The following is a 21696-nucleotide window of genomic DNA, read 5'->3' as shown; positions in this document are numbered from 1 at the left end:
GGTGATATAAATGTCTAGAAAAAACCAGTTTAATTTTTCTATATTTGATTCATTATATAATCAGCCCCTGTCTGAATTACAGGAGAACAATTTTCACCTCTTAAAATTTGAACAATTACTCAAAAAGAAGCCAAAAGAAACATTAAATTATTTATTCTTTAGTTATTATTATCCACAAAGAAACGAATTAAAAATAGAAAAGATTGAAAATATTTTAAGATTAATTATTGATAAAACTTATTTGCAAATTATTAGTTATATGAACTACTTAGAAGAGCCTTATAAGACTGCTTTAGAAAACTTTGACCAATATCAAGATTTATGTAATTTTGTAAAAAGAATCAGAAGTAAATTAAGAAGATTAATAGAAGAACTACTTTGGGATGAAGATTTACCACGAGCAGTTAAAGGAGTAATTAAAAATGGTATTTATAAAATAGCTAAATTTGACGCCTATGCAAAACGTAAATTAGAAACAGCTGAAAGTGAATTTGATAGTGAAGAAATAGTTGAAAATATTACGACTTATTTAAAAGATTCAGAAGTACTAGCTGACCTAGCTTATTTTAAAGAACTCTATTTTTCTCCAAATCAATTAACCCCTATAAAATCACAATTACAACTTAGGTCATTTAATGAATTTGCTTACAAATTTCTTAAAGAAGAATTATTAACACCTTCTATAAAAGAAAAAATTATTGATCAATTAAATAAATTCATTAATGAATATCCTCTTCGAGATCAAGCTAAACAAGCCTATGCTATTTATCTCACTTTAGGTAAGGCAATCCCTTGGGAAAAACATCCTTTTATTAGACGAATTGTGGTCAATAGTCATTTAGAGGCAAAGGTTAATAAACTTAAAACCTGTAATACTCAAAATCACTCTACCGGAGATTAATGATATCTCCGGTTTTTCAATTTATTAATTAAACAAGTATGAATAAATTATAAATTTATTCATAACTATTTAATATATTCTTATAAATAAAATCTAATATAAGGGGGTGTCGTATTTGCAAAAGAAAATTTTGATTCTAAGTTTACTAACTGTTATCTGTTTTATTGGTTCTACCGTATTAGCTCAAGGAACACCAATGATTCCAAAATCCCATCCAGAATTTAATGAAGATATGGCTGCTACTAAATGTGCTGATTGTCACAAAGTTCCTGAAGAAATGGATACCAATGAAGGAGGGTTTTGTAATCAATGTCATCAATTTGGACCTGCCCATAAAACTGGCCCTGACCCTGCTCACCAAGTAGAACTCGACTGGAAAACTAAAGACTGTGAACAGTGTCACCGCTTACATGCAGGGCCAAACCCAACTCATCAAATCAGTTCAGAAACTAAAAATGCTCAACTATGTATAGAATGTCACGTACCAGGTAATACTCCTGAAGAAACTTTAGCTACTGAATTCTGTGCTAAATGTCATAATCTTGGTGACCCTAAACAACACATTAAACTTGAAGATAAGACAGCAAAAATCTGTATTAGATGTCATAAGTATGAAGAATAAAAATACTAATCCTAACATATTAAGGCCCCTATCAATTTAAATTGATAGGGGCCTTATCTAATAATATACTAAATATATAGCTTATGCTTTCTTACTCTTACCGCTCTTCTCACTACCTGGAGGAGTAATACCCATTCTCTTACCTGAATGGTCACGACCCATATAGAAGTTAAGCCAAGAAGCAGTACGGTGCAGATCCCAATTAACTGGTGGTATCTGATATTCTTTTAGCTGTTCTTCCTCACCATATGGCTTTAATCTATCATAAGCCCGTACATATATACATTCCTTCTCATTAGGATATACCTCACAATATCCGTCTCTACTACCTCCACAGGCACCATTTCTTTGATTCTTAGGACATTGTGACATTGGACATAAATAAGCTAAATCAAATAATGCACAATCTCCACATTCTTGACAATCATTAGAAACAGTCTTAATAACTCTTTCCATGAATTCAAATGGTTTTTCTAAAGATGAATCGTCAATTGCACTACATACTAACTGCATAGGTTTAAATAAAAATCCATCTGGTTCAAACATTGCATGATGCATAACCCTAAATGTTCTATTATGCAAATCATTCTTTGGTCTATAATCTTTGCTAGCTGGCTTATCAGTATTTAATCCAGTTTCTGAATCCTTCTGGAAATAATAGAATCCATCTTCCATTGGGAAATCAAACTCATGAATGTAATCTTTCCAATTAGGTGCTAACTCCTCACCTTTATCAATAATGAATTCTACATCTTCATAGCCCATACCATGTCCACCTAAATGAACTCCAGCATAACCCATTCCCTTCATGAAAGCATACATTTTAGCTGCTCTCATTAAACGAGCATGCTTACCTTTATCATCAGCTTCTTTTTCTTCGGCTAATTTATCTACCATCTTATCAGTTACAACACAGCCAGGAATTCGATTAGCATTCATAGCTCTACTAGCACCATAAGATAATACATAAACATTACCGATCACTGGAATATCCCAATTATTCATTTCAATAAACTGAATTAATTCATGAAATTTACGAGCATCATAGCCTAACTGAGGAATAATAAATTTAGCTCCAGCTTCTACCTTTTTCTTCAACTTATAGTATTGAACCATTTGCTCAGATTCTAGCTTTTTAAATGGTGAAACTGCTGCTCCTGGGAAAAAATCCGTATCTTTTAAACCAACACTTCTACCAAAAGCATCCTTATACTCTAATCCACTGTTTAAATCCGTAACCATCTCTAAAACTTGAGTAGGATCCATATCATAAACAGGTCTTGAACGACCATCATATCCACCTACTGGATAGTCACCAGTCATAACCAAAATATTATTAACATTTTCTCTTTCTAAAGAGTATAAGAAACTCTCCATTTGGTTACGGTTCTTATCCTTACAAGTAAAGTGAACTAAAGCAGGAATTCCTATCTCTTCTGCTTTCATCCCCAAATACTCAGCTGAAATAGCTGGATTACCACCAGGATTATCAGTGATAGTTATCCCATCGATCTTGTCACTTTCTGCTGCTTGTTTTGCACCATCAAATATGAATTCTTGATTCTCTTCTCTAGCACCTCTCCCAGGCACTAACTCCCAGGTTACAGTAAATTCATCCTTCTTTAGCATAGACTCCTTAAGCGTATTCTGTCCCATGATTAATAATCTCCCCTTTTAAATTTATTAATTAATTTATATAAAACTGCAAAATTTATTTATTATGCAGTTATGGACACTTATTAATTTTTCCATATTTAACATATTACTAAAGTATATTAATGAATATTAAAATGTATTAGAATTTTTTGAAAATTATTATATTATTTCAATCACGATTGATTACAAGAAAATAATTCCTTATTTATTATATTCTTATTCTATAGCTGTGCTGGTATTTCCTTTTTTTATTATCTTTTTTTATACAAAAATCCCTATTTCTTACTACTGAAATAAAATAGTACATTTACACTATGCTTATTTCTAAAAATTATGACAATTTATGATATAGTATGGCAAGATAAAAGGGATTTTTCAAATAATAAAGAGTTCACATTTATTTCAAATTCTCTTCATAACTTTATCATACTTTAAGGATATAATATAAATATAAAATGAAAAGAGACCCTCGAGGGGTTCGAGGATCTCTCATGAATAAGGGATTACTTAGAAGGTAGTTCTTAGAAACTGCCCTCTAAACCTAAAGTAATAACGTCAGCATCATAATCGTTAGCATCTGTACCGTATGCTCCTATAGTGCTTTCTTCTTCGTCGTACTCTACACGACGTGCATCTAGCACTACATTTACATTTTCATAAGATGGAAGAGCATGAGTTAACTTAAGACCAAAGTCACTATACATATTATCAAACTCTTCATCTGTAGTAGAGAATGTTTCTGTTCCATCTACATAATTACCACGTAAACCAATATTAAATAGGTCATTAGCTTGGTAATTTAAGTTTACATTATACATATCATTCTCCATTGTTGTAGTATATTCAACTAATTCTTTCTCTGCAGGAAGAGGATCATAACCATCTGGATCTTCATAATCTATAAATTGATTCTCTGTCTCATAAGTATTGTTACCATAAGAGAAATCTAAGCTTAAATTAGCTAATGGTTGATAAGCAACACTTAAAGTCTGTGATTCATTTTCTTTTTTAGCTTCAAGATGTCTTGTAGATAAACCAACATCTGCTGCCCAGCCTCCTAGGTAAGCACCACCAATATCCTCTTTTGTTTCTTTTTTATATTTACCAGATAAAGTTAAATAATCAGTAGCATCCCAACTAACATTTACATCTACATCTTCTTCTGTAGCCTCAGAATCTTTATCACTAATATTTTCATAATCTACATTAAATGTAACTGTTTCAAGTGGATTATAAAGGAACCCTAACTGATAACCATCTTCTTCTATTACTCCTGGTCCATGTGGTCCTGCATCTTCTTCCTCATTATATAGATAACCTAAATCCATCTTTAAGTTATCATTGAAGTAATGTTCTCCATTAACATAATACTTATCCTTATAGTTATGGAAGTTATAAGTTGTTAACGATTGAGGATTAGTTTCATCTAAAATGGCAACTGTATTACCATTTTCATCCAATTCAAACCTCGCACTCTGCCAAGGATTACCATCATCTCCAAAAGCATAAACATTCATTGTGTTTTCATTTTCTACCTTCTTGTAACCACTATGTAGATAAGTGTCATTGTTAATCAAATAAGTGGCATCAATACTTCCAACAAAACTATCAGAGTTAGTAGAACCGTAAGCACTCTTTGCTTGCTGGAAGAACTTCTCATCATCTTGAATGGTTCCATCTCCATCAATATCATTTCCTATAAAGTCTACAGAGTCTGTAATGTTACCATCACCATCTACATCATAGTCTATCCCTTCTTCATCTGATTGAATAGTCCCATCTCCATCTACATCATAATCTATGTTCGCTTCATCAACTGTTGAACTATCATATGCTCCATGAGACCCAATTTCTGATTTGATATAACCGTTTGTAGAGAAGGAACCATTTCCACTAGTATCTTTTAAGTGTACGGTAAAATCAAATCTATTGCCGACAGTCTTATGGATATTTAATTCATTGACATCTCTGTCTAAGCTTCTTCTTTCTTGATTATTATACTGTCCATCAACATTTTCTACCGGAGTGTTTTCATCATCAAATGGATTTCCTAGTGTTTCACTTGAACTAGCATCATAGTTATCCTGAGTATGAGCAAGATTAAAATCAAATCCAGCATAACTGAATGCAGTTCCAACCGTAGTATCCTCACTCACTTGGCCAAGAGGAGTTGTCATTTGATACACTGCATGAGTAGAATATGCTTCCTGAGGGAGCTGTGCTAACCCGTCTCTTTCTAATCTATTCTTAGCGATAAAGAACTCTGGTAATCACTCTGGAGAGATAGTTAAATGCATAGTATCTCTAGTTCTTGTAAAGTCATACTCAGTTAAATCATATTCAGCTCTTGTGTCAGCAGCATCTTCTTTAGTATCTTTAGATGCATCATTATAATAATAATCTCTTTCAGTTCGTTTAACACCAAAATCATATAAACCATACTCTTTTACTTGAAGATTATAAGTAGATGTTGGGTCTTGTACATCACCTAAACCAAATTTAACTAAATCTAAGTATTTATCGGCATTATCATTACCTGGGACTAAAGTAAGCTCCAAGTCTAATAACCGAAAACCCTCATCTAAGTCAATATCATGCTTATACATATCTTCATTTCCGTTAACATCAACAGAACGAATACCTAAGTTATAATCTACAGATTCTAACTTGATAGCTGACGCATCAAGTTTAGCATTTGGAGTTCCTGCAGATAATAGCTCAATATCTTTAGCTTGAACAGGAATAACTAACATACTAATAACTAACATTAAGATTAATAAATTACTAATTTTCTTCATTATTTAATTCCTCCTTTCTTTTACTAATTTTACTCATCCATCATCATAAAGTCTTGGTTAGAACCATGAATAGTTCCGTGACATGTTATACAATTTTCTCTATCTCCTGATTCAACAATCTTAGCATCACTATTTAATAAATCTGCATCATCATAATGGAAGCTTGGCATAGTACCGTGACATTCACGACATACCATATCTGATCGTTGATGCTTTAACATAAATCGATTCTGACTACCGTGTGGAGTGTGACAGCTTGCACAACCTTCTTCAGCTACTACAGAACTATGTTGATTTACAAACGGTCCTTCCTTTTCTGAGTGACAACTTACACAAGTTTCATTAGGAAGGTCACCTGCTCTTCCTGCTAGTGCTGAATGCTTATTAAGTGAAGCATTTATATCGCCACCTGGACCTCCGTGTGGAGTGTGACAACTTGAGCAAGTCATTTCACCACTCTCTAAATCGTGACTATTCCTTTGTGCAAAGTTTAACTTTACATCCTCGTGACAAGTGTAACATAACTCCGGCTCACTCATCTTTAATGTAGCCTTAGGAGAATCAGTTTTTTTCTCACTATGTGAATCGTGACAATCCATACAATTAATATCATTTAAACTATGTGTTGATCTTCTAAATTGAAATTGATCTTTTACTTTACTGTGACAGGATATACATGACTCTGAATCTTTAGCCTGCGCCTGTACTTCTGAAGGCATAGCAACCATTACTGCTAATGCCAAAACTGCAACTAAAGTAATACTGAATAACAGATTAATCTTCTTAGTATCTGTCATTAATTGTTACCTCCTTTCGTATTTGACAATCATATAAAACTTTTGCCTACAAGACTTACAACATTATCAATTTAACCCTTATTCTTAATCTTTTTTCATATCTATATCTCTTTTGTATCTCCCCCTTTACTTTGATATAGATCTATTATTCTAATGGGTTGCCCCATTAAAAGCAATTTATTCATACGACATTCTGATATAGTGCGACATTAATCCAAATATGTATGACGTTACATTAATCACAAGCTAGGTCTTTAAAAAATCACCAACACATGTCTGCTCCTGTCAAATTTTATTAACAATTTATAATATTTTATTATGAACATATAACAAATCGTCATATAATCGTCATATATACGTTATTAGATATTAATTTTGTTTTCCCTTTCACAATTAGTAAAATAATGAAACTAATGACAAATATCATAATATAAATAGGACATTTATCACAGAAATTAGTGACAAATGTCCCAAATATACTTATTTATCTTTTCAAATAATTAGCTGCCTTCTCTATATTCTCTCTAGTAGCAACTAAAAAGACTTGGTTATGACTATGTATTCTTTTATTTCCTCTAGGGATAATTAATTCATCAGCTTTTTGATCAAAAATACCTGCTATTACACACTTTTCAGGAAATCCTTTGCTATTTACAATCTCTGATACACTCCGACCAGAACATTTTGCTCCTTTAGGAATCGTCATTAAGGACACCTCTGCTTTACCATCCCCTATAGAAATTACTTTTCTAATATCTGGTTGTTCTATATCATTTACAAATTCTTCTACCATTAATTCCATGGTTCCAGCAATATTAGTTGCTCCTGCTAATTCATAAGCACTCCTATATTCTGGTTCCCTCATTCTAACTAATATTTTTTCTACTCCATAATTTTTAGCTAATAATGAAAAAGCTAAATTATCAGCATCATTCTGCATAACTCCTACTGCTATATCACATTTTTCCATTCTTGCCTCTTGTAAAACATCTATCTGAGTTGCATTACCACAGATACTGATTGCACCATATTGAGAATAAATTCTTTCACATATCTCTTGTTCTACATCTATTACCACTACATCATGATTAACTACTAATTTTTTAGTTAAATTCCTACCTACTACCCCTCCACCAGCAATTATAATATACATCGCTTATCACTCCTATTTCCAAGCCTGTTTAGTAAATAAAATAAAAATAGGTAATATCTCCAACCTCCCTGCTAACATCCCCAGAATATATGTTAATTTAATCACTGGAGATAAAGAAGCCATTTTAGCTACACTAAAATAAAATGGTCCAATATTTCCTACTGCTGAAAACATTCCTGAAATTGATTGAAAGGCTGATAAGTCCGAAAATAAAGCTGTAACTCCTCCACCGATCAAAATTAATGCTAACCACCCAAAGAATAAAGCGCCAATCTTCATAATCTCCTCATCATTAATAATCTTTTTATTTAATTTAACAGGTAATACAGCTCGCTTTGGTAAATAAATTTTCTTAATCTCTCTAGTAAATAACTTATTTAAGATAGCTATTCTAATAACTTTGAGCCCACCTGACGTAGATCCTACACATCCTCCTACTAACATTAAAAAAAGAAATAACTGTTTTGCTACTGCTGGGAAGAAGGCTGAACCTATACTTTGAGTGCCATACCCAGTTGTAGTAATTACTGAAACAACTTGGAATAGAGTAGTTCTAAAATCAGATTCCAACTGAGCTAGTTCTAAGCCTCCATTGACCATTATCCTACCTAATAATATTAATGAAACACTTCCTATGATTATTCCCCAAAAATGTTTTAACTCCACATTAGTAAACATCTCTTTAATATTTCCAGTTAAAACTTTAAAATGAACCAAAAAGTTAACTCCACCTAATATCATGAAAAAGATAATAATATATTCAATTACTTTATAAAATGGATGACCTATTTGTTGAAAATGACCAATACTACTATCATAATTCGAGAATCCTCCTGTAGATAATGTAGTCAAACTATGAATAACTGCATCATAGACTGACACCTGAAATAATATTAATAAAAGAATCTCTAAAACTGTAAAACCAATATAAATCATCCATAATATCTTAATCGTCTTAAGTACATTAGGTACTGGTCGAGATGTACTAATCTTATGACTTTCAGCAGTAAATAACTGCCATACTCCACCTTCACTTCGAAATGTAACAACTAAAAAGAAAGTAATAATCCCTAATCCACCTAACCATTGAATTAAACTACGCCAAAATATTATTGACTTAGGCATATTCTCTAATCCTTGAAAAAGAGTAATACCTGTAGTAGTAAATCCACTAACCGCTTCAAAATAAGCATCTATAAAACTTTTATTTAAACTAATTTGAAAAGGTAATGCCCCTATAGCTGAAGACAGAATCCATCCTAAACCACAAACTACCATACTAGTAGTTAAATCTAATCTCTTTTCTCCTTGACTAACTTGAATTAATATAACTCCCAATGAAAGAGAAATTAATGCTGGTATTAAAAATGATTTATATAATAAAGAGCCTTCCTGATAAAAGAAGACTAGTACTATAGGCAATAATATAATTATCCCTAAAATTAATAATAAAGAACCCAATAACGAAAAAATAGTAGTGAATTTTCGATTTAATCCCATTAGTAAATTACTCCCTTCACTACTATTTTTCTCTATTATTATTGATATTCCTTTATAATTACCCTCATTTAATTATGCTAAAAACTTACTTTTCATCTCCTCAACTATACTATAATTATTCTTCTCTATACCTCCTAATTCAATATCAGGCTTTAGATGTCCATGAAAATCACTACCAGCAGTTATCAACATCTGATGATTAGCTGCCCACTTTGCAAACTCCTCATTTTCTTTAATTGAATGATATGTACTATAAGCTTCCATTCCATCTAAACCACTATCAATTAATTCATATAAAATTTCTTCATTATCATCTAAGTTTATAGCTGAACCTGGATGTGCTAAAACTGCAATACCATTTAATTCTTTAATTAAAGCAATTATATCACGAGAATCAGGCATATTAGCAGGTACAGAAGCCGGCTTCCCAGGCAAAAAATAATCTAAATAAAAATTAAAGTATGGTTGGTCACTTCTTTGACCATTATAATAAGGTTCTAATCTAGGATCCTTATCATTTAAACCATTATTTAAAAGAACCTTAGCTATAATTCCACCAACAGGAATTATATTAGCTTCTTCTTCTACATCTTCCCAATTAATCGCAAAATCCATCTCCTGCAGAAGTTTTACTCTCTCTTTAGCCTGCTGATATTGTTTATCTCTAATATTTTTAGTAATCTCTATTAGTCTATTATCATGCCAATCTAAATAATACCCTAATATATGAAGATTTTCTTCTTTATATTTAGTATCAAACTCTATTCCTGGAATAACTTCAATCTCTTCCTCTTCTCCTGTTTGTAACGCTTCCTCTAACCCATCTACAGTATCATGGTCTGTAATAGCAATAGCTTTTAAACCTTTCTTTTTAGCCATACTTACTATTTCTCTCGGTCTAATCTCACCATCAGCACTGTAACAGGTGTGAGTATGTAAGTCTACTTTATCCATCTCTCTTCCCCCTCATTTACCACATAAAAAAAGTCCAAAAGAGCTATCCACTCTATTGGACTTTAAATTCAAATATTTATCTATAAAACCCTAAAGATTAACCCCATCACTTCAGCTTCTTTGACTCCTTTAACTGAAATCCAATAGGCTTTCTTACCTTTTTGATAATAGTAATTATTCATCCCCATACCTTTAGTCTGAAAGAACTTAATACCACTAATTTGAAAGGCACTTGGTTGCATAAAGACATCACTATTATTTGTGATTTTTTCTGTCATTACCTCAATTTGCTTTGTAGCTGCTTCTACACTCTTAGCTTCAGAGACCCAAATTTCGACCATATGATCTCCTTCACCATAAGTTGCTACATATCCATTTGTTACATCGATAGTAGTTCCATGTAAATCTTCTATGCTTTTAATAGCATTTTGGCCTGATAAGAACTTTACTAATTTTAACCCACCAATATTTTTAGGAAAACCAGCCTCATTAGTCTCAATTTTGGCTGATATTTGTTCATGTGGTGATTTTTCTGTATCTGTATTATCTCCTGCATGAGGATTATCTTGTTGATCCTTTTGATTCTTATCTTGTTTATTATCCCCTTGTTGATTACCTCCACTATTACTTACCACTTCTTCCATAGGAACACCTTGTTTCTTACCAGGAGTCCAACTTGATTGTTTAGTAGCAATTAAACCAGCCAATAAAACAACAGCTAAAACTAAAATTATTATCTTCTGTTTATCCATATTATTTTCACCTCTCACTATAATTTTAATTCATTTTTTCTATATTCTTCTTCATAAACTCAACTTCTTCTTCTAAATTCTTCTGTTTTCTACCAATAAGCATAGTGTACCCAAAGATAATGATCCAAATTATTAAATAGCCAGCAAACAGATAATTTAGCTTATCCATCTTAACAGCCTCCCTATTAAAAAATCTCTCTTATTCTTTAGTTATATTGATAACCACGTAAGTTATCTTTCATTTCTTTAACTTTATTCCCTAATATTTCTACTTTAATTCTTCTAGCCAACAAGTAAAAATAAAGCAAAGTAAAAGCTGCGATACTGACTAATAAAGTATGTAGCATTGGTGGGGCTAAATTCATACTTCCACCTTCTAATACTTGAGGATGAATCGTTCTCCACCACCTAATAGACATAAACACAATAGGTACATCAATAAAACCAACTATACCAAAGACAGCCGCAAACCGAGCCTTCTTTTCACTTTCATCAGCCGACGCTCGAATTATGATATATGCAATATAAATGAACCACAGAATTAAAGTAGTAGTCAATCTAGGGTCCCAAGTCCACCAAGCATTCCAAATCGGTCGAGCCCAAATAGGTCCAGTGATTAAAACTATAGTTGTAAAGACCACACCTATTTCAGCTGAAGCTAAACCTAGAATATCCCAGATTGTATTACGACTCTTAAGATAAAGAATGCTAGCTATAAAGACTACAAAAAAAGCAAAAAATGCAATCCAAGCTGCAGCCACATGAAAATAAAAAAGTCGTTGAATATGCCCCATAACCTTTTCTGTAGGAGCATAATTAAAGACCATATACAATCCTATAGAAGTAACTATGAAGGATAATATCCCTAAAATGTTACTATATTTATTACCTCTATCTAATATCTCCACTATTTACACCTCCAGCAAAAACTCAAATAACATAAATGGAACAGTAATAAAGATTAAATCATAAATTCCTAATATCTTTAACCAGGGTAAAATTTCACTAATGCCCTTACCAATAAAAATAGCTTCTGTAGATTCTACTGCACCAATTATTAGAGGTACAACTACAGGAAAAAGAATAATTGGTAGTAATACTTCACTCGTTCTAGTATTAGCAGTTAGAGCAGCCAAGAATGTCCCAATAGAAACAAAACCAAAGGTTCCTAACAAAATAACCAAAACTAACTTAAGTATAGACCCACTGAATCTGTAATCAAACAGAATAATAAAGATTGGTAAAGAAATAAATTCTACAATTAACATCAAAATTAAATTGGTAATTACTTTACCAAAATAAATAACACTTCTGTCAGCCGGACATAACATCAAGCCCTGAATACTATTATTCTTTTTCTCTGAAACAAATGAACGGTTCAGTCCTAAGATTCCTGAGAATATAAATGCAACCCAAATAATGCCTGGAAAGACTTGTTGTAAATCTTTATCAGTAGGATCAAAAGCAAAACTAAAGATAACTATAACTAAAAAAGCAAAGATTAACATAGCACTTAACATTTCTTTTGTTCTAAATTCTGATTTTAAATCCTTCCAGACCAATGCCTTTACTTGTTTAAAAAAAGTCATTTACTACTCTCCTAACACTTCTTTATATTTCTTCTGTAACTCTGATAAGGTGAACTCAGCACTAACTCCTTCAAACTTGATTTGACCATTAACTAATATTAAAAAACTATCACTTAAATTTAATCCTTGCTGGAAATTATGAGTAATCATTACTATAGTTCGTTGCTTAGTATTAAGATCATTAATGACCGTATTTAACATTTCAATGGCATGTTGATCTAAACCAGTATATGGCTCATCTAATAATAGTAAATCTGGCAAGTGAAGAATAGCTCGAGCAATAGATAATCTTTGTTTCATCCCTCGAGAAAAAGTTCGGACTAAGTCATGAAAACAAAAATTCAGCCCTACTTTATCAATCACATTAAAAATACAGTCCTCTAGATCGGGTACTTCATACATTTCCCCATAGAATTTTAAATTTTCATAAGCAGTTAAATCATCATATAAGAAAGTATTATGAGAAATCACTCCAATATCTTTTCTTAAACTGATTGCTTCCTCAGTAACTTTTTCATTAGCAATTTCTAATTCTCCACTAGTTAAATTAGTAACTGTAGAAAGCAACTTTAAAAGAGTAGTTTTGCCCGCTCCATTTGGACCAAAAACACTTAAAACTTCTCCTGCTTCTAAAGAAAAACTAATATTATTTAAAATATTCTTCTTTCCTATATCTTTACTTAAATCTTTGACTGATAGTAATGACTGATTACCCACTGACTTCACTCCTTAGCTTTTTTAGCTAGCCTCTTCTCCCATAACTTCTAATGCTAATTTCTGTAATCTTTCTTTTATTTTCTTATAATCATTTTCAGATAGTTTATCCATATGATAATCAAGTTCTACTTCATTCAATTCAGAAAAAATAGCTTCTTTACGTAACTCTTTATCTGCTTCTAAAGTTGTCAGCCGTCCATCATAATCTATTTCATCTACCCCTTCATCCACTATAATTGGATACCCTATCAAATAAAGTACCATAGCTCCTAACAGTATTCCTGTCATTAAGCTCACTACCATCCCTCCCTATGAATTATACTTTCTTGTGTAACTCTTTCATTAACTCAATAGACTGTTTTCTTTCATCTGGCCAGACTGCAATTAAAGTACCTATAACTAGTACATTTACCCCAAAAAATAACCAGCTAACTAACGGATTGACAACTACTTGAAATATAGCTTGTTTACCACTTTCAGACCAGCCTGCTAAGATCAAGTATAAATCTTCTTTAATTCCACTTTCAAAATCCACTTCAGTAACCGGTTCTTCCCATGTCTTAAAATACTGTTTTGCCGGTGTTAATTTAGTATATGGTTTACCATTCTTCTTAATATTTAAATCAGCATAGACTGTTGTTTTATTAGGATCTTCATTAATTCTTAAACCATTATACTTCATACTATAACCTTCGAATTCAATTACTTCTCCTTTTTTAACTGTTACTTCAGTCTGCTTTTTATAAGCACTAGAACCTGTAATTCCAATAATCATAATAATAACAGACAAGTGAACTATATACCCACCATAACGACGTCGATTACGAGAAACTAATCTTCCTAAAGCAGTTATAACTCCTTCATCTGTCATCTTCATCCTGGCTTTAATACCTTTATAAAACTCTAAAATAGTAGTTAAGAAGACAAAGAAGGCTCCCGTTACAGCTAATAAGGAATATAATTTATTAACTCCTAGGATAGTGTAGACTGCTATAGCGAAAATAAGACTCAAAATTGATGGTAGTAAGAAATTTTTCTTAAGATTTTCTGCAGATGATTTTCTCCAAGCTACCAAATGACAAACTCCAATTAAAAATACTAATAAGATTCCAATAGGAACTGTTACTTGATTAAAGAATGCTTGCCCTACTGTAACTTTAACTCCAGTGACCAATTCAGAAATAGCTGGATAAATCGTTCCCCAGAATACAGCAAAAGTGGCTCCAATCAATAACAAATTATTAAGTAAAAAGCTGCTTTCTTTAGATAATATAGCCTCGAATTCTTTTCCACTTTTAAGTATTTTAAGTCTAGAAAAGACTAATGCCAAAGAACTCACTATTAAAAACCACATAAAGTAGAAGAAATATAATCCTATTCTTGAATTACCAAAGGCATGTACTGATGAAATAACTCCACTACGAGTTAAGAAAGTTCCAAATATATTTAAAATAAATGTAGTAATAATTAATAATACATTCCAAATCTTTAACATCCCTTTACGTTCTTGAATCATTACTGAATGGAAGAAAGCTGTACTTGTTAACCAAGGTAATAAAGAAGCATTCTCTACTGGGTCCCAAGCCCAATAACCTCCCCAACCTAGCTCTACATAAGCCCATTCTCCACCAGAAATCATACCTATACTTAAAAATAACCAAGCAACTAATGTCCATCTTCGGGTTAACTTAATCCAAGTAGCACCTGTCTTCTTTAAGAATAAAGCTGCTAGTGCATATGCAAATGGTACTGTAAAACCAACATATCCTAAATAAAGGGTTACTGGATGAATTACCATCCCAATATTCTGTAACATTGGATTCATACCTTGCCCATCTTGAGGCATATATCCTAAGGTAGTAAATGGATCTGTTTCAAAATTTAACATTACAACAAAAAACAAACTAATTAACATCATAACTAAACTAGCATATTGTTTTAATTCTGCTCCCTGTGCCTTCTTTGATTGAGAGATTATAGCTGCATAAATAGATAAAACCCAATACCATAATAAAATTGACCCACTATTTCCAGCCCAAAAAGCTGAAATCTTATAAAATAAAGGTAAAGTCTGATTAGTATAGTGAGCTACATATTCAATACTAAAATCACCAGTAATTAACGCATAAAGTAAAGCTGCTGATGCTACAGTACTTAAAATAGCATTAGCAAATATCCCATTTTCGGCACTCTTTAATAATCTCTTGTTCTTTTGCATTAACCCTAAAATATATGCAATTACTGTATAAATAACTACAGCCAACGAGATTAATAAAGCTATTGATCCTACCCCTGCCATATTATTTCCTCCCTAATAAATTATTTATTCTTTTTTAACCCTTTCTGGATTTTTCGCTTCATACTTAGAAGGACATTTTAACATTAAATCATCTGCCCTAAAGTATTGATCTTGGGTATATTCCCCTTGTACAATGGCTGTTACCCCCTCTTTAAAGTTATCAGGTTTCACCCCATCATACTTAACCAAGATAGTCTTATTCCCTTCCTTTTCTTTAATCTTAAAATTCAATTGAATCTCTTCAGGCTGCCAATCTATAGAATCACCAATAATTGTCCCTGAAACTTTAAGCGGCTGACCATAAACCTCGTCTCCCTTAGCTAATACTTCCTCTATAGTCAAAAAGTAACTTGATGAACCACTTATTCCTGAAAAAAGTAAATATCCAAATCCGATTAATAAAATTAAAATTCCTATTCCCATCTTTGTCTTCTTTGTCATTACCAACCCTCCTTTACAATAATATATTATTTTACCATTTATTACAATAATTATTCTAATAATATTTATTCTATCATTAACTAAATACTTCTATTTGATGTTCTTAATTTCACAAGTGTTCTACTTACACCCCCCTAACTCCTTAATAAATATCTGCTTCTGCTAAATATTACTTTACTAATATAATTCTAGAAGCCATTCTTAAATCCTTTAATAGAGAATTATCTTTTTGTGAATTTTTTGTGAAGAAAAAGATAAAAAACTAAAATATTAAAAAACAGCCTTTATCCATCATGGCTTCAGGCTGCTTTCTAATAAATTAATTTATTACAAAATCATTCTCTAATCTGACCTTCTCCATAAATAACAAACTTAGTAGTAGTTAATTCATTAATACCCATAGGACCCCGAGCATGAAGTTTTTGAGTACTTATCCCAATCTCAGCTCCTAATCCAAACTCTCCACCATCAGTAAATCTAGTAGATGCGTTAACATAAACAGCAGCAGCATCAACTACATTTAAAAATTCACGAGCTTTATGGTAATTCTCAGTAATAATCGCTTCTGAATGTTTAGTATTATATTTATGGATATGATCTACAGCCTCTTCTAAGCTACCTATTACTTTAATAGCTAAAATATAATCTAAATATTCTGTTTCCCAATCTTCTTCTGTAGCAGAAATAATATCAGTTCCTAACTTTTGAACAATTTCATCGCCTCTAATCTCTACATCTAATTCCTGTAACTTCTTAATCACTTCTGGTAAAAATTCTTCAGCTATATCCTTATGAACTAATAAAGTTTCCATGGCATTACAAACGCCAGGGCGTTGAGTTTTAGCATTGATTATTATATCTTTTGCCATAACAACGTCAGCTTCATTATCGATATAAGTATGGCAATTACCAACTCCAGTTTCAATTACTGGTACTGTTGAATTATTAACAACTGCTTGAATAAGTCCAGGTCCGCCTCGTGGAATTAAAGCATCTAAGTATTCGTTTAATCCAAAAATGACCTGAACAGCCTCTCTATCAGTAGTCTCAACTAATTGAATAGCACCTTCAGGAATCCCATTCTCATAAGCAGCTTTAGAAATAACTTCAGCCACCGCTTTATTGGAGTTAATTGCCTCCGAGCCACCGCGTAATAAAATGGCATTACCTGATTTCAGACATAAACCGGCAGCATCAACAGTAACATTAGGTCTAGCTTCATAAATCATACCGATAACCCCTAATGGGACCTGTACTTTACCAATCTGCAACTCATTAGGTCGTTTCTTCATCTCTAATACTTCTCCAATGGGATCATCGAACTGTTCTACCGCTCTTAAACCGTTGGCCATCTTCTTAATTCGTTCTTCAGTCAACAATAATCTATCCATCAATGCCTCGCTTAAACCTTTATCTTTTCCATATTCTAAATCTTTCTTATTAGCGGCAAAAATTTTATCTACATTTTCTTCTAATGCATCAGCCATAGCTAACAAAGCTTGATTCTTAAGATTAGTATTTAAGTTTGCTAATTTTCTAGCTGCTTTATGTGCCGCTTTAGCCTTCTTAACCACTTCTTCTTTAATACTCATCTTCTTATAAACTCCTTTCTCTACATACAGACTAAATTATCTCGATGAATAACCTCATCATAATCTTTATATCCTAATTTATCTTCAATTTCTGTCGACTGTAATCCTTTTATTGCTTCAACTTCAGAAATAGAATAATTAACAATACCTTTAGCAATCTTTTCTTTATCTTCAGTTACCACATCAACTACATCACCGGTTTGGAATTCACCTTCTATTTCTACAACCCCACACGCTAATAAACTTTTACCGTGATTTAATAATGCATCTGCTGCACCTTCATCTATCATAAGTTCGCCTTGGACTGATAGATTAAAAGCTATCCATTTTTTACGAGCAGCTAAATTTTGTTCAACAGGAGTAAAGACAGTCCCGGGATTCTCTCCTTGAACAATCTTACGTAATACATCTCCTTGACTTCCCTTAGCTATTATCATAGGAATACCAGCCTTAGTACTAATTTTAGCAGCTTCAATTTTAGTAATCATGCCGCCAGTCCCTCTATCAGTTCCAGCACCTTGCGCTAAACCTTCTAATTCTGAATCAATTTCATTAACTTCAGGAATTAACTCTGCTGTCTCATCAGTACGAGGGTCTCCGGTATATATCCCTTCTACATCAGATAGGATAACCAACAAATCAGCCTCTGCTAAATTAGCAACTAAAGCTGATAATGTATCATTATCCCCAAATTTAATCTCATCTACTGCTATTGTGTCATTTTCATTAATTATTGGTATAATGTCATAATCAAGTAATTTTAATATAGTATTGCGGGCATTCAAATATCTCTTTCGTTCAGTAATATCACTACGGGTCAGCAAAATTTGGGATGGGATTTGCCCATATTCACTAAAAATTTTCTCATAGATCTGCATCAATAAACCTTGACCCACTGATGCCAAAGCCTGTTTTTCTGGAATAGTTCTAGGAGGATCATCTAAACCTATTTTTCCTCTCCCAGCACTAATCGCTCCAGAAGTTACTACTATTAACTCTTTCCCTTGGTTTCTAAGATCAGCTAGCTGCCTAACTAAAACTTCAATCTGACCTAAATTCAATTTAGAAGTAGGGTGAGTCAACGTACTACTACCTACCTTAATTACAATTCTTTCTGCTGCTTGTAACTCTTCTTTTATTGACATTTCCATCACCACAACTTATAAAGTATTAGTTTGGTAAATTATATATAGGGTCTTCATCGTTACGACGATAAATTAAAAACACATTCCCTATTACCTGTACAACTTCTGCTCCACACTCCTCAGCTAATTCATCAGCAGCTTCGCGTGCTGTATAAAGAGAATTATTCAAAGCTCTAACTTTAATTAATTCTCTAGCTTCTAAAGCATCATCTGTCTGTTCTACTAAATTAGAATTAATACCATCTTTTCCAATCTGTACTATAGGATTCATCTGATTACCTTTCCCTCTTAAATAACTTCTCTGTTTTCCGGTTAACATCCTGCCCAACTCCTTTCATTTTTGTATTTTAATTTTACTCTTCATAATATTCAAATTCTATGCTACCGATTCTAACTGTGTCACCTTCTTGAATTCCTTCAGCTTTTAAAGCTTCTTCTACCCCCATTTTTTCCATTGTTCTTGCTAAATAGTAAGCAGCATCTTCATTATTTAATTTAGTCATGGCTACTCTTCTTTCAATCTCTTCACCATTAACTTCAAATATTCCATCCTTCTTAGTAATATAGAAGCCCTCTTCTTCATTAGTAGGTTGCGGACCTTTAATAACAACTTCCTCCTTTTCAGGAGCAATATCAACAATATCATCAGCCTCTTTAACTAACTTATCTACAGTCTTAATTAATTCTTTAACTCCCTCTCCTGTTACAGCTGAAACTGGAAAGACTTGATAACCTCTTGTTTCCAGTTCAGACTTAATCTCTTCAAAATTATCTTGAGCTGGAGTTAAATCCATTTTATTAGCTACTACTACTTGTTCTCTTTCCAGTAATTGCGAACTAAAACTTTCTAGTTCTTCATTAATAACTTCAAAGTCTTCTAAAGGTTCTCTTCCTTCTATACCCGAAACATCTAAAACATGAACAATCACTTTAGTTCTCTCTAAATGACGTAAAAATTCATCTCCTAATCCAATTCCTGAATGTGCTCCTTCAATTAACCCAGGAATATCAGCCATTACAAAACTACTATAATCTCCAGTCTTAACTACTCCTAAGTTAGGCTTTAGAGTAGTAAAATGATAATTACCGATTTTAGGTTTAGCGGCTGACACATTAGAAATTAAAGTCGACTTTCCTACGTTTGGAAAACCAACTAGACCTACATCAGCTAATAACTTTAATTCCAATCTTAACTTCATCTTTTCACCAGGTTCCCCATTCTCAGAAAACTTCGGTGCTCGTCTAGTAGAAGACTTAAATCTAGCATTACCTCGACCACCACGGCCACCTTCTGCAACAACTACTCGTTCACCTTCGTCTATTAAGTCAGCTACTATTTCGTCAGTCTTATCATCATAGACTACAGTCCCTGGAGGTACAGTTATTATTAAATCATCTCCAGTTTGACCATGCTGATTCTTACCTTTACCATTTTCACCATCTTCAGCATCATAATGTTTTGTTTCTTGAAAATCCATTAGAGTATTTAATCCTTCATCCACTATAAAGACTACATCTCCACCTAAACCTCCATCACCCCCATCTGGGCCTCCTTGAGGTTCAAATTTTTCACGACGAAAACTAGTGGCTCCGTTTCCACCTTTTCCACCTTTAACTTCAATAATCGCTTCATCTATAAACACCGTTTTCACCTCACTTACATTGCTAAAAATTATGTATATCCTACCAACCATTATACCCAACTATTAAGAATTCTATATGAAATAAATATATAACTATAAAAACTCCCAGTAGATATTTACCTACTGGGAGTTAAAAGTCTAATATATTTATGCCATCATCTCTAACTGCTCTTCAGTATAAACACTCACCTGACGTGTCTTCTTACCTTTTCTTTCAAAAGTAACATATCCGTCAGACTTAGCAAATAATGTGTCATCTCCACCTCGACCTACATTTAATCCAGGCTTAAACTTAGTTCCTCTCTGTCTTACAATAATGCTTCCAGCTTTAATATGCTGTCCGTCATGACTCTTAACTCCTAGACGCTTAGAGATACTATCTCGACCGTTTTTAGAACTACCTACACCTTTTTTCTGTGAGAATAATTGTAGATTCATTTTTTTAAGCATCTTTTTTACCCCCTTCCACTACTTTAAGATTATCGGGATACGATTCTTCTGTTTTCATTAGTCCAGTAACCATCACTTCTAGAATAAGCTTTACATCATCATTAGAAGAATAATCTTCTAAATCACAAATTAACCAACCATCTTCAGTTTTAACTAATATATCTTCTAAACCTAAATTTTCAATTATCCCAAAAACAGCTGTTTGTAAAATTGCTGACACGGCAGCACAGACTATATCACTACCATACTCATCAAAATGCGCATGGCCACTAGAACAAAAATAATTTATTTCACCATAGTCATTTCTATTAATAGTTACTGTTACCATAGTTCTACGCTTCTATCTTTTGAATTCTTACTTTAGTATAAGGCTGACGATGTCCCATCTTCTTACGATAATTATTCTTAGGCTTATATTTGAAAACAATAATCTTATCACCTTTACCATGATCTAAAACTTCACCAGCAACTTTAGCACCATCAACATTAGGCTGTCCAACTTGAAAACCATCTTCAGTAGAGACAGCTTTTACAACTTCAAAATCTACTGTCTCACCTTCGTCAGCATCCAACTTTTCAATTTCGATTATCTGTCCTTCTTCTACTTTATGTTGCTTACCACCTGTTTCTATAATTGCGTACATTACTTTGACACCTCCTCTACCTCAGACTCGCCGATAACTAGGT

24 protein-coding genes are annotated in these 21696 nt (G+C 32.7%); 2 read left to right on the top strand and 22 right to left on the bottom strand.

Going from position 1 to position 21696, the window contains the following annotated elements; all coding sequences use genetic code 11:
• The first annotated feature begins 10 nt into the window (after window positions 1–10).
• Window positions 11–901, top strand: coding sequence for a hypothetical protein (locus tag B5D41_RS10990; RefSeq protein ID WP_078810705.1), 891 nt, complete (start codon window positions 11–13; stop codon window positions 899–901).
• Between the two features lie 115 nt (window positions 902–1016).
• Complete coding sequence (locus B5D41_RS10985) at window positions 1017–1523, top strand: cytochrome c3 family protein (RefSeq protein WP_078810704.1); 507 nt, start codon at window positions 1017–1019, stop codon at window positions 1521–1523.
• Between the two features lie 81 nt (window positions 1524–1604).
• Here B5D41_RS10985 and B5D41_RS10980 read toward each other — a convergent pair whose 3' ends face one another.
• From B5D41_RS10980 to rplU, 22 genes are all read right to left on the bottom strand, one after another.
• Window positions 1605–3179, bottom strand: a complete 1575-nt coding sequence (locus B5D41_RS10980; protein ID WP_078810703.1) for a methylenetetrahydrofolate reductase C-terminal domain-containing protein — start codon at window positions 3177–3179, stop codon at window positions 1605–1607.
• Window positions 3180–3700: 521 nt separating this feature from the next.
• Entirely contained in the window at window positions 3701–5356 is a 1656-nt protein-coding gene (locus B5D41_RS10975; protein WP_078810702.1) for a hypothetical protein, read from the bottom strand.
• Window positions 5357–5449: 93 nt separating this feature from the next.
• Window positions 5450–5977 (bottom strand): hypothetical protein, encoded by a 528-nt coding sequence (locus B5D41_RS10970; protein WP_078810701.1) that lies wholly within the window; start codon window positions 5975–5977, stop codon window positions 5450–5452.
• A 29-nt stretch (window positions 5978–6006) separates the two neighbouring features.
• Window positions 6007–6774 carry a cytochrome c3 family protein gene (locus tag B5D41_RS10965; RefSeq protein WP_078810700.1) on the bottom strand — a complete coding sequence of 256 codons (768 nt, stop codon included), beginning with the start codon at window positions 6772–6774 and terminating at the stop codon, window positions 6007–6009.
• A gap of 484 nt (window positions 6775–7258) precedes the next feature.
• Complete coding sequence (locus tag B5D41_RS10960) at window positions 7259–7927, bottom strand: potassium channel family protein (protein ID WP_078810699.1); 669 nt, start codon at window positions 7925–7927, stop codon at window positions 7259–7261.
• 12 nt (window positions 7928–7939) lie between these two features.
• On the bottom strand, window positions 7940–9427 hold the full coding sequence (locus tag B5D41_RS10955) for a TrkH family potassium uptake protein (protein ID WP_078810698.1): 1488 nt from the start codon (window positions 9425–9427) through the stop codon (window positions 7940–7942).
• Between the two features lie 72 nt (window positions 9428–9499).
• Complete coding sequence (locus tag B5D41_RS10950; protein WP_078810697.1) at window positions 9500–10381, bottom strand: PHP domain-containing protein; 882 nt, start codon at window positions 10379–10381, stop codon at window positions 9500–9502.
• A gap of 80 nt (window positions 10382–10461) precedes the next feature.
• Window positions 10462–11133, bottom strand: coding sequence for a hypothetical protein (locus B5D41_RS10945; RefSeq protein ID WP_078810696.1), 672 nt, complete (start codon window positions 11131–11133; stop codon window positions 10462–10464).
• Between the two features lie 25 nt (window positions 11134–11158).
• Window positions 11159–11302 carry a CcmD family protein gene (locus B5D41_RS10940; protein ID WP_078810695.1) on the bottom strand — a complete coding sequence of 48 codons (144 nt, stop codon included), beginning with the start codon at window positions 11300–11302 and terminating at the stop codon, window positions 11159–11161.
• Between the two features lie 37 nt (window positions 11303–11339).
• The gene (gene ccsA / locus B5D41_RS10935; RefSeq protein ID WP_078810694.1) at window positions 11340–12041 is read right to left on the bottom strand and encodes a cytochrome c biogenesis protein CcsA; all 702 of its coding nucleotides are present in this window, start codon (window positions 12039–12041) and stop codon (window positions 11340–11342) included.
• 3 nt (window positions 12042–12044) lie between these two features.
• Entirely contained in the window at window positions 12045–12722 is a 678-nt protein-coding gene (locus B5D41_RS10930; protein ID WP_078810693.1) for a heme exporter protein CcmB, read from the bottom strand.
• Window positions 12723–12725: 3 nt separating this feature from the next.
• Complete coding sequence (gene ccmA, locus B5D41_RS10925) at window positions 12726–13439, bottom strand: heme ABC exporter ATP-binding protein CcmA (protein WP_078810692.1); 714 nt, start codon at window positions 13437–13439, stop codon at window positions 12726–12728.
• A gap of 21 nt (window positions 13440–13460) precedes the next feature.
• Complete coding sequence (locus B5D41_RS10920) at window positions 13461–13736, bottom strand: hypothetical protein (RefSeq protein ID WP_078810691.1); 276 nt, start codon at window positions 13734–13736, stop codon at window positions 13461–13463.
• Between the two features lie 19 nt (window positions 13737–13755).
• Window positions 13756–15738 (bottom strand): heme lyase CcmF/NrfE family subunit, encoded by a 1983-nt coding sequence (locus B5D41_RS10915; protein ID WP_078810690.1) that lies wholly within the window; start codon window positions 15736–15738, stop codon window positions 13756–13758.
• Window positions 15739–15762: 24 nt separating this feature from the next.
• Window positions 15763–16179 carry a cytochrome c maturation protein CcmE gene (locus B5D41_RS10910; RefSeq protein ID WP_078810689.1) on the bottom strand — a complete coding sequence of 139 codons (417 nt, stop codon included), beginning with the start codon at window positions 16177–16179 and terminating at the stop codon, window positions 15763–15765.
• Between the two features lie 335 nt (window positions 16180–16514).
• A complete protein-coding gene (locus B5D41_RS10905) occupies window positions 16515–17771 on the bottom strand; it encodes a glutamate-5-semialdehyde dehydrogenase (protein WP_078810688.1) in 1257 nt (418 codons plus the stop codon).
• Between the two features lie 20 nt (window positions 17772–17791).
• Window positions 17792–18916 carry a glutamate 5-kinase gene (gene proB / locus B5D41_RS10900; RefSeq protein WP_078810687.1) on the bottom strand — a complete coding sequence of 375 codons (1125 nt, stop codon included), beginning with the start codon at window positions 18914–18916 and terminating at the stop codon, window positions 17792–17794.
• Between the two features lie 25 nt (window positions 18917–18941).
• The gene (gene yhbY / locus B5D41_RS10895; RefSeq protein ID WP_078810686.1) at window positions 18942–19235 is read right to left on the bottom strand and encodes a ribosome assembly RNA-binding protein YhbY; all 294 of its coding nucleotides are present in this window, start codon (window positions 19233–19235) and stop codon (window positions 18942–18944) included.
• A gap of 34 nt (window positions 19236–19269) precedes the next feature.
• Window positions 19270–20559 carry a GTPase ObgE gene (gene obgE / locus B5D41_RS10890; protein ID WP_078810685.1) on the bottom strand — a complete coding sequence of 430 codons (1290 nt, stop codon included), beginning with the start codon at window positions 20557–20559 and terminating at the stop codon, window positions 19270–19272.
• A 147-nt stretch (window positions 20560–20706) separates the two neighbouring features.
• Complete coding sequence (rpmA, locus tag B5D41_RS10885; protein WP_078810684.1) at window positions 20707–21009, bottom strand: 50S ribosomal protein L27; 303 nt, start codon at window positions 21007–21009, stop codon at window positions 20707–20709.
• Complete coding sequence (locus B5D41_RS10880) at window positions 21002–21337, bottom strand: ribosomal-processing cysteine protease Prp (RefSeq protein WP_078810683.1); 336 nt, start codon at window positions 21335–21337, stop codon at window positions 21002–21004. Before B5D41_RS10880 ends, rpmA begins: the two co-directional genes overlap by 8 nt.
• Before the next feature lie 4 nt (window positions 21338–21341).
• On the bottom strand, window positions 21342–21653 hold the full coding sequence (gene rplU / locus B5D41_RS10875) for a 50S ribosomal protein L21 (RefSeq protein ID WP_078810682.1): 312 nt from the start codon (window positions 21651–21653) through the stop codon (window positions 21342–21344).
• Window positions 21654–21696 lie beyond the last annotated feature (43 nt).

The sequence above is a fragment of the Selenihalanaerobacter shriftii genome (genome assembly GCF_900167185.1).
Classification (GTDB): domain Bacteria; phylum Bacillota; class Halanaerobiia; order Halobacteroidales; family Acetohalobiaceae; genus Selenihalanaerobacter; species Selenihalanaerobacter shriftii.
The sequence above is the reverse complement of the archived record's forward strand: the minus strand, read 5'-3'. Positions and strand labels throughout refer to the sequence as shown.

What these genes read in the sequence shown, in the direction of transcription:
- B5D41_RS10990 (WP_078810705.1), top strand. Translation starts at nt 11, where the DNA reads ATGTCTAGAAAAAACCAGTTTAATTTTTCTATATTTGATTCATTATAT.
- B5D41_RS10980 (WP_078810703.1), bottom strand. Translation starts at nt 3,179, where the DNA reads ATGGGACAGAATACGCTTAAGGAGTCTATGCTAAAGAAGGATGAATTT.
- B5D41_RS10975 (WP_078810702.1), bottom strand. Translation starts at nt 5,356, where the DNA reads ATGACAACTCCTCTTGGCCAAGTGAGTGAGGATACTACGGTTGGAACT.
- B5D41_RS10970 (WP_078810701.1), bottom strand. Translation starts at nt 5,977, where the DNA reads ATGAAGAAAATTAGTAATTTATTAATCTTAATGTTAGTTATTAGTATG.
- B5D41_RS10965 (WP_078810700.1), bottom strand. Translation starts at nt 6,774, where the DNA reads ATGACAGATACTAAGAAGATTAATCTGTTATTCAGTATTACTTTAGTT.
- B5D41_RS10960 (WP_078810699.1), bottom strand. Translation starts at nt 7,927, where the DNA reads ATGTATATTATAATTGCTGGTGGAGGGGTAGTAGGTAGGAATTTAACT.
- B5D41_RS10955 (WP_078810698.1), bottom strand. Translation starts at nt 9,427, where the DNA reads ATGGGATTAAATCGAAAATTCACTACTATTTTTTCGTTATTGGGTTCT.
- B5D41_RS10950 (WP_078810697.1), bottom strand. Translation starts at nt 10,381, where the DNA reads ATGGATAAAGTAGACTTACATACTCACACCTGTTACAGTGCTGATGGT.
- B5D41_RS10945 (WP_078810696.1), bottom strand. Translation starts at nt 11,133, where the DNA reads ATGGATAAACAGAAGATAATAATTTTAGTTTTAGCTGTTGTTTTATTG.
- B5D41_RS10940 (WP_078810695.1), bottom strand. Translation starts at nt 11,302, where the DNA reads ATGGATAAGCTAAATTATCTGTTTGCTGGCTATTTAATAATTTGGATC.
- B5D41_RS10930 (WP_078810693.1), bottom strand. Translation starts at nt 12,722, where the DNA reads ATGACTTTTTTTAAACAAGTAAAGGCATTGGTCTGGAAGGATTTAAAA.
- B5D41_RS10915 (WP_078810690.1), bottom strand. Translation starts at nt 15,738, where the DNA reads ATGGCAGGGGTAGGATCAATAGCTTTATTAATCTCGTTGGCTGTAGTT.
- B5D41_RS10910 (WP_078810689.1), bottom strand. Translation starts at nt 16,179, where the DNA reads ATGACAAAGAAGACAAAGATGGGAATAGGAATTTTAATTTTATTAATC.
- B5D41_RS10905 (WP_078810688.1), bottom strand. Translation starts at nt 17,771, where the DNA reads ATGAGTATTAAAGAAGAAGTGGTTAAGAAGGCTAAAGCGGCACATAAA.
- proB (WP_078810687.1), bottom strand. Translation starts at nt 18,916, where the DNA reads ATGTCAATAAAAGAAGAGTTACAAGCAGCAGAAAGAATTGTAATTAAG.
- yhbY (WP_078810686.1), bottom strand. Translation starts at nt 19,235, where the DNA reads ATGTTAACCGGAAAACAGAGAAGTTATTTAAGAGGGAAAGGTAATCAG.
- rpmA (WP_078810684.1), bottom strand. Translation starts at nt 21,009, where the DNA reads ATGCTTAAAAAAATGAATCTACAATTATTCTCACAGAAAAAAGGTGTA.
- B5D41_RS10880 (WP_078810683.1), bottom strand. Translation starts at nt 21,337, where the DNA reads ATGGTAACAGTAACTATTAATAGAAATGACTATGGTGAAATAAATTAT.
- rplU (WP_078810682.1), bottom strand. Translation starts at nt 21,653, where the DNA reads ATGTACGCAATTATAGAAACAGGTGGTAAGCAACATAAAGTAGAAGAA.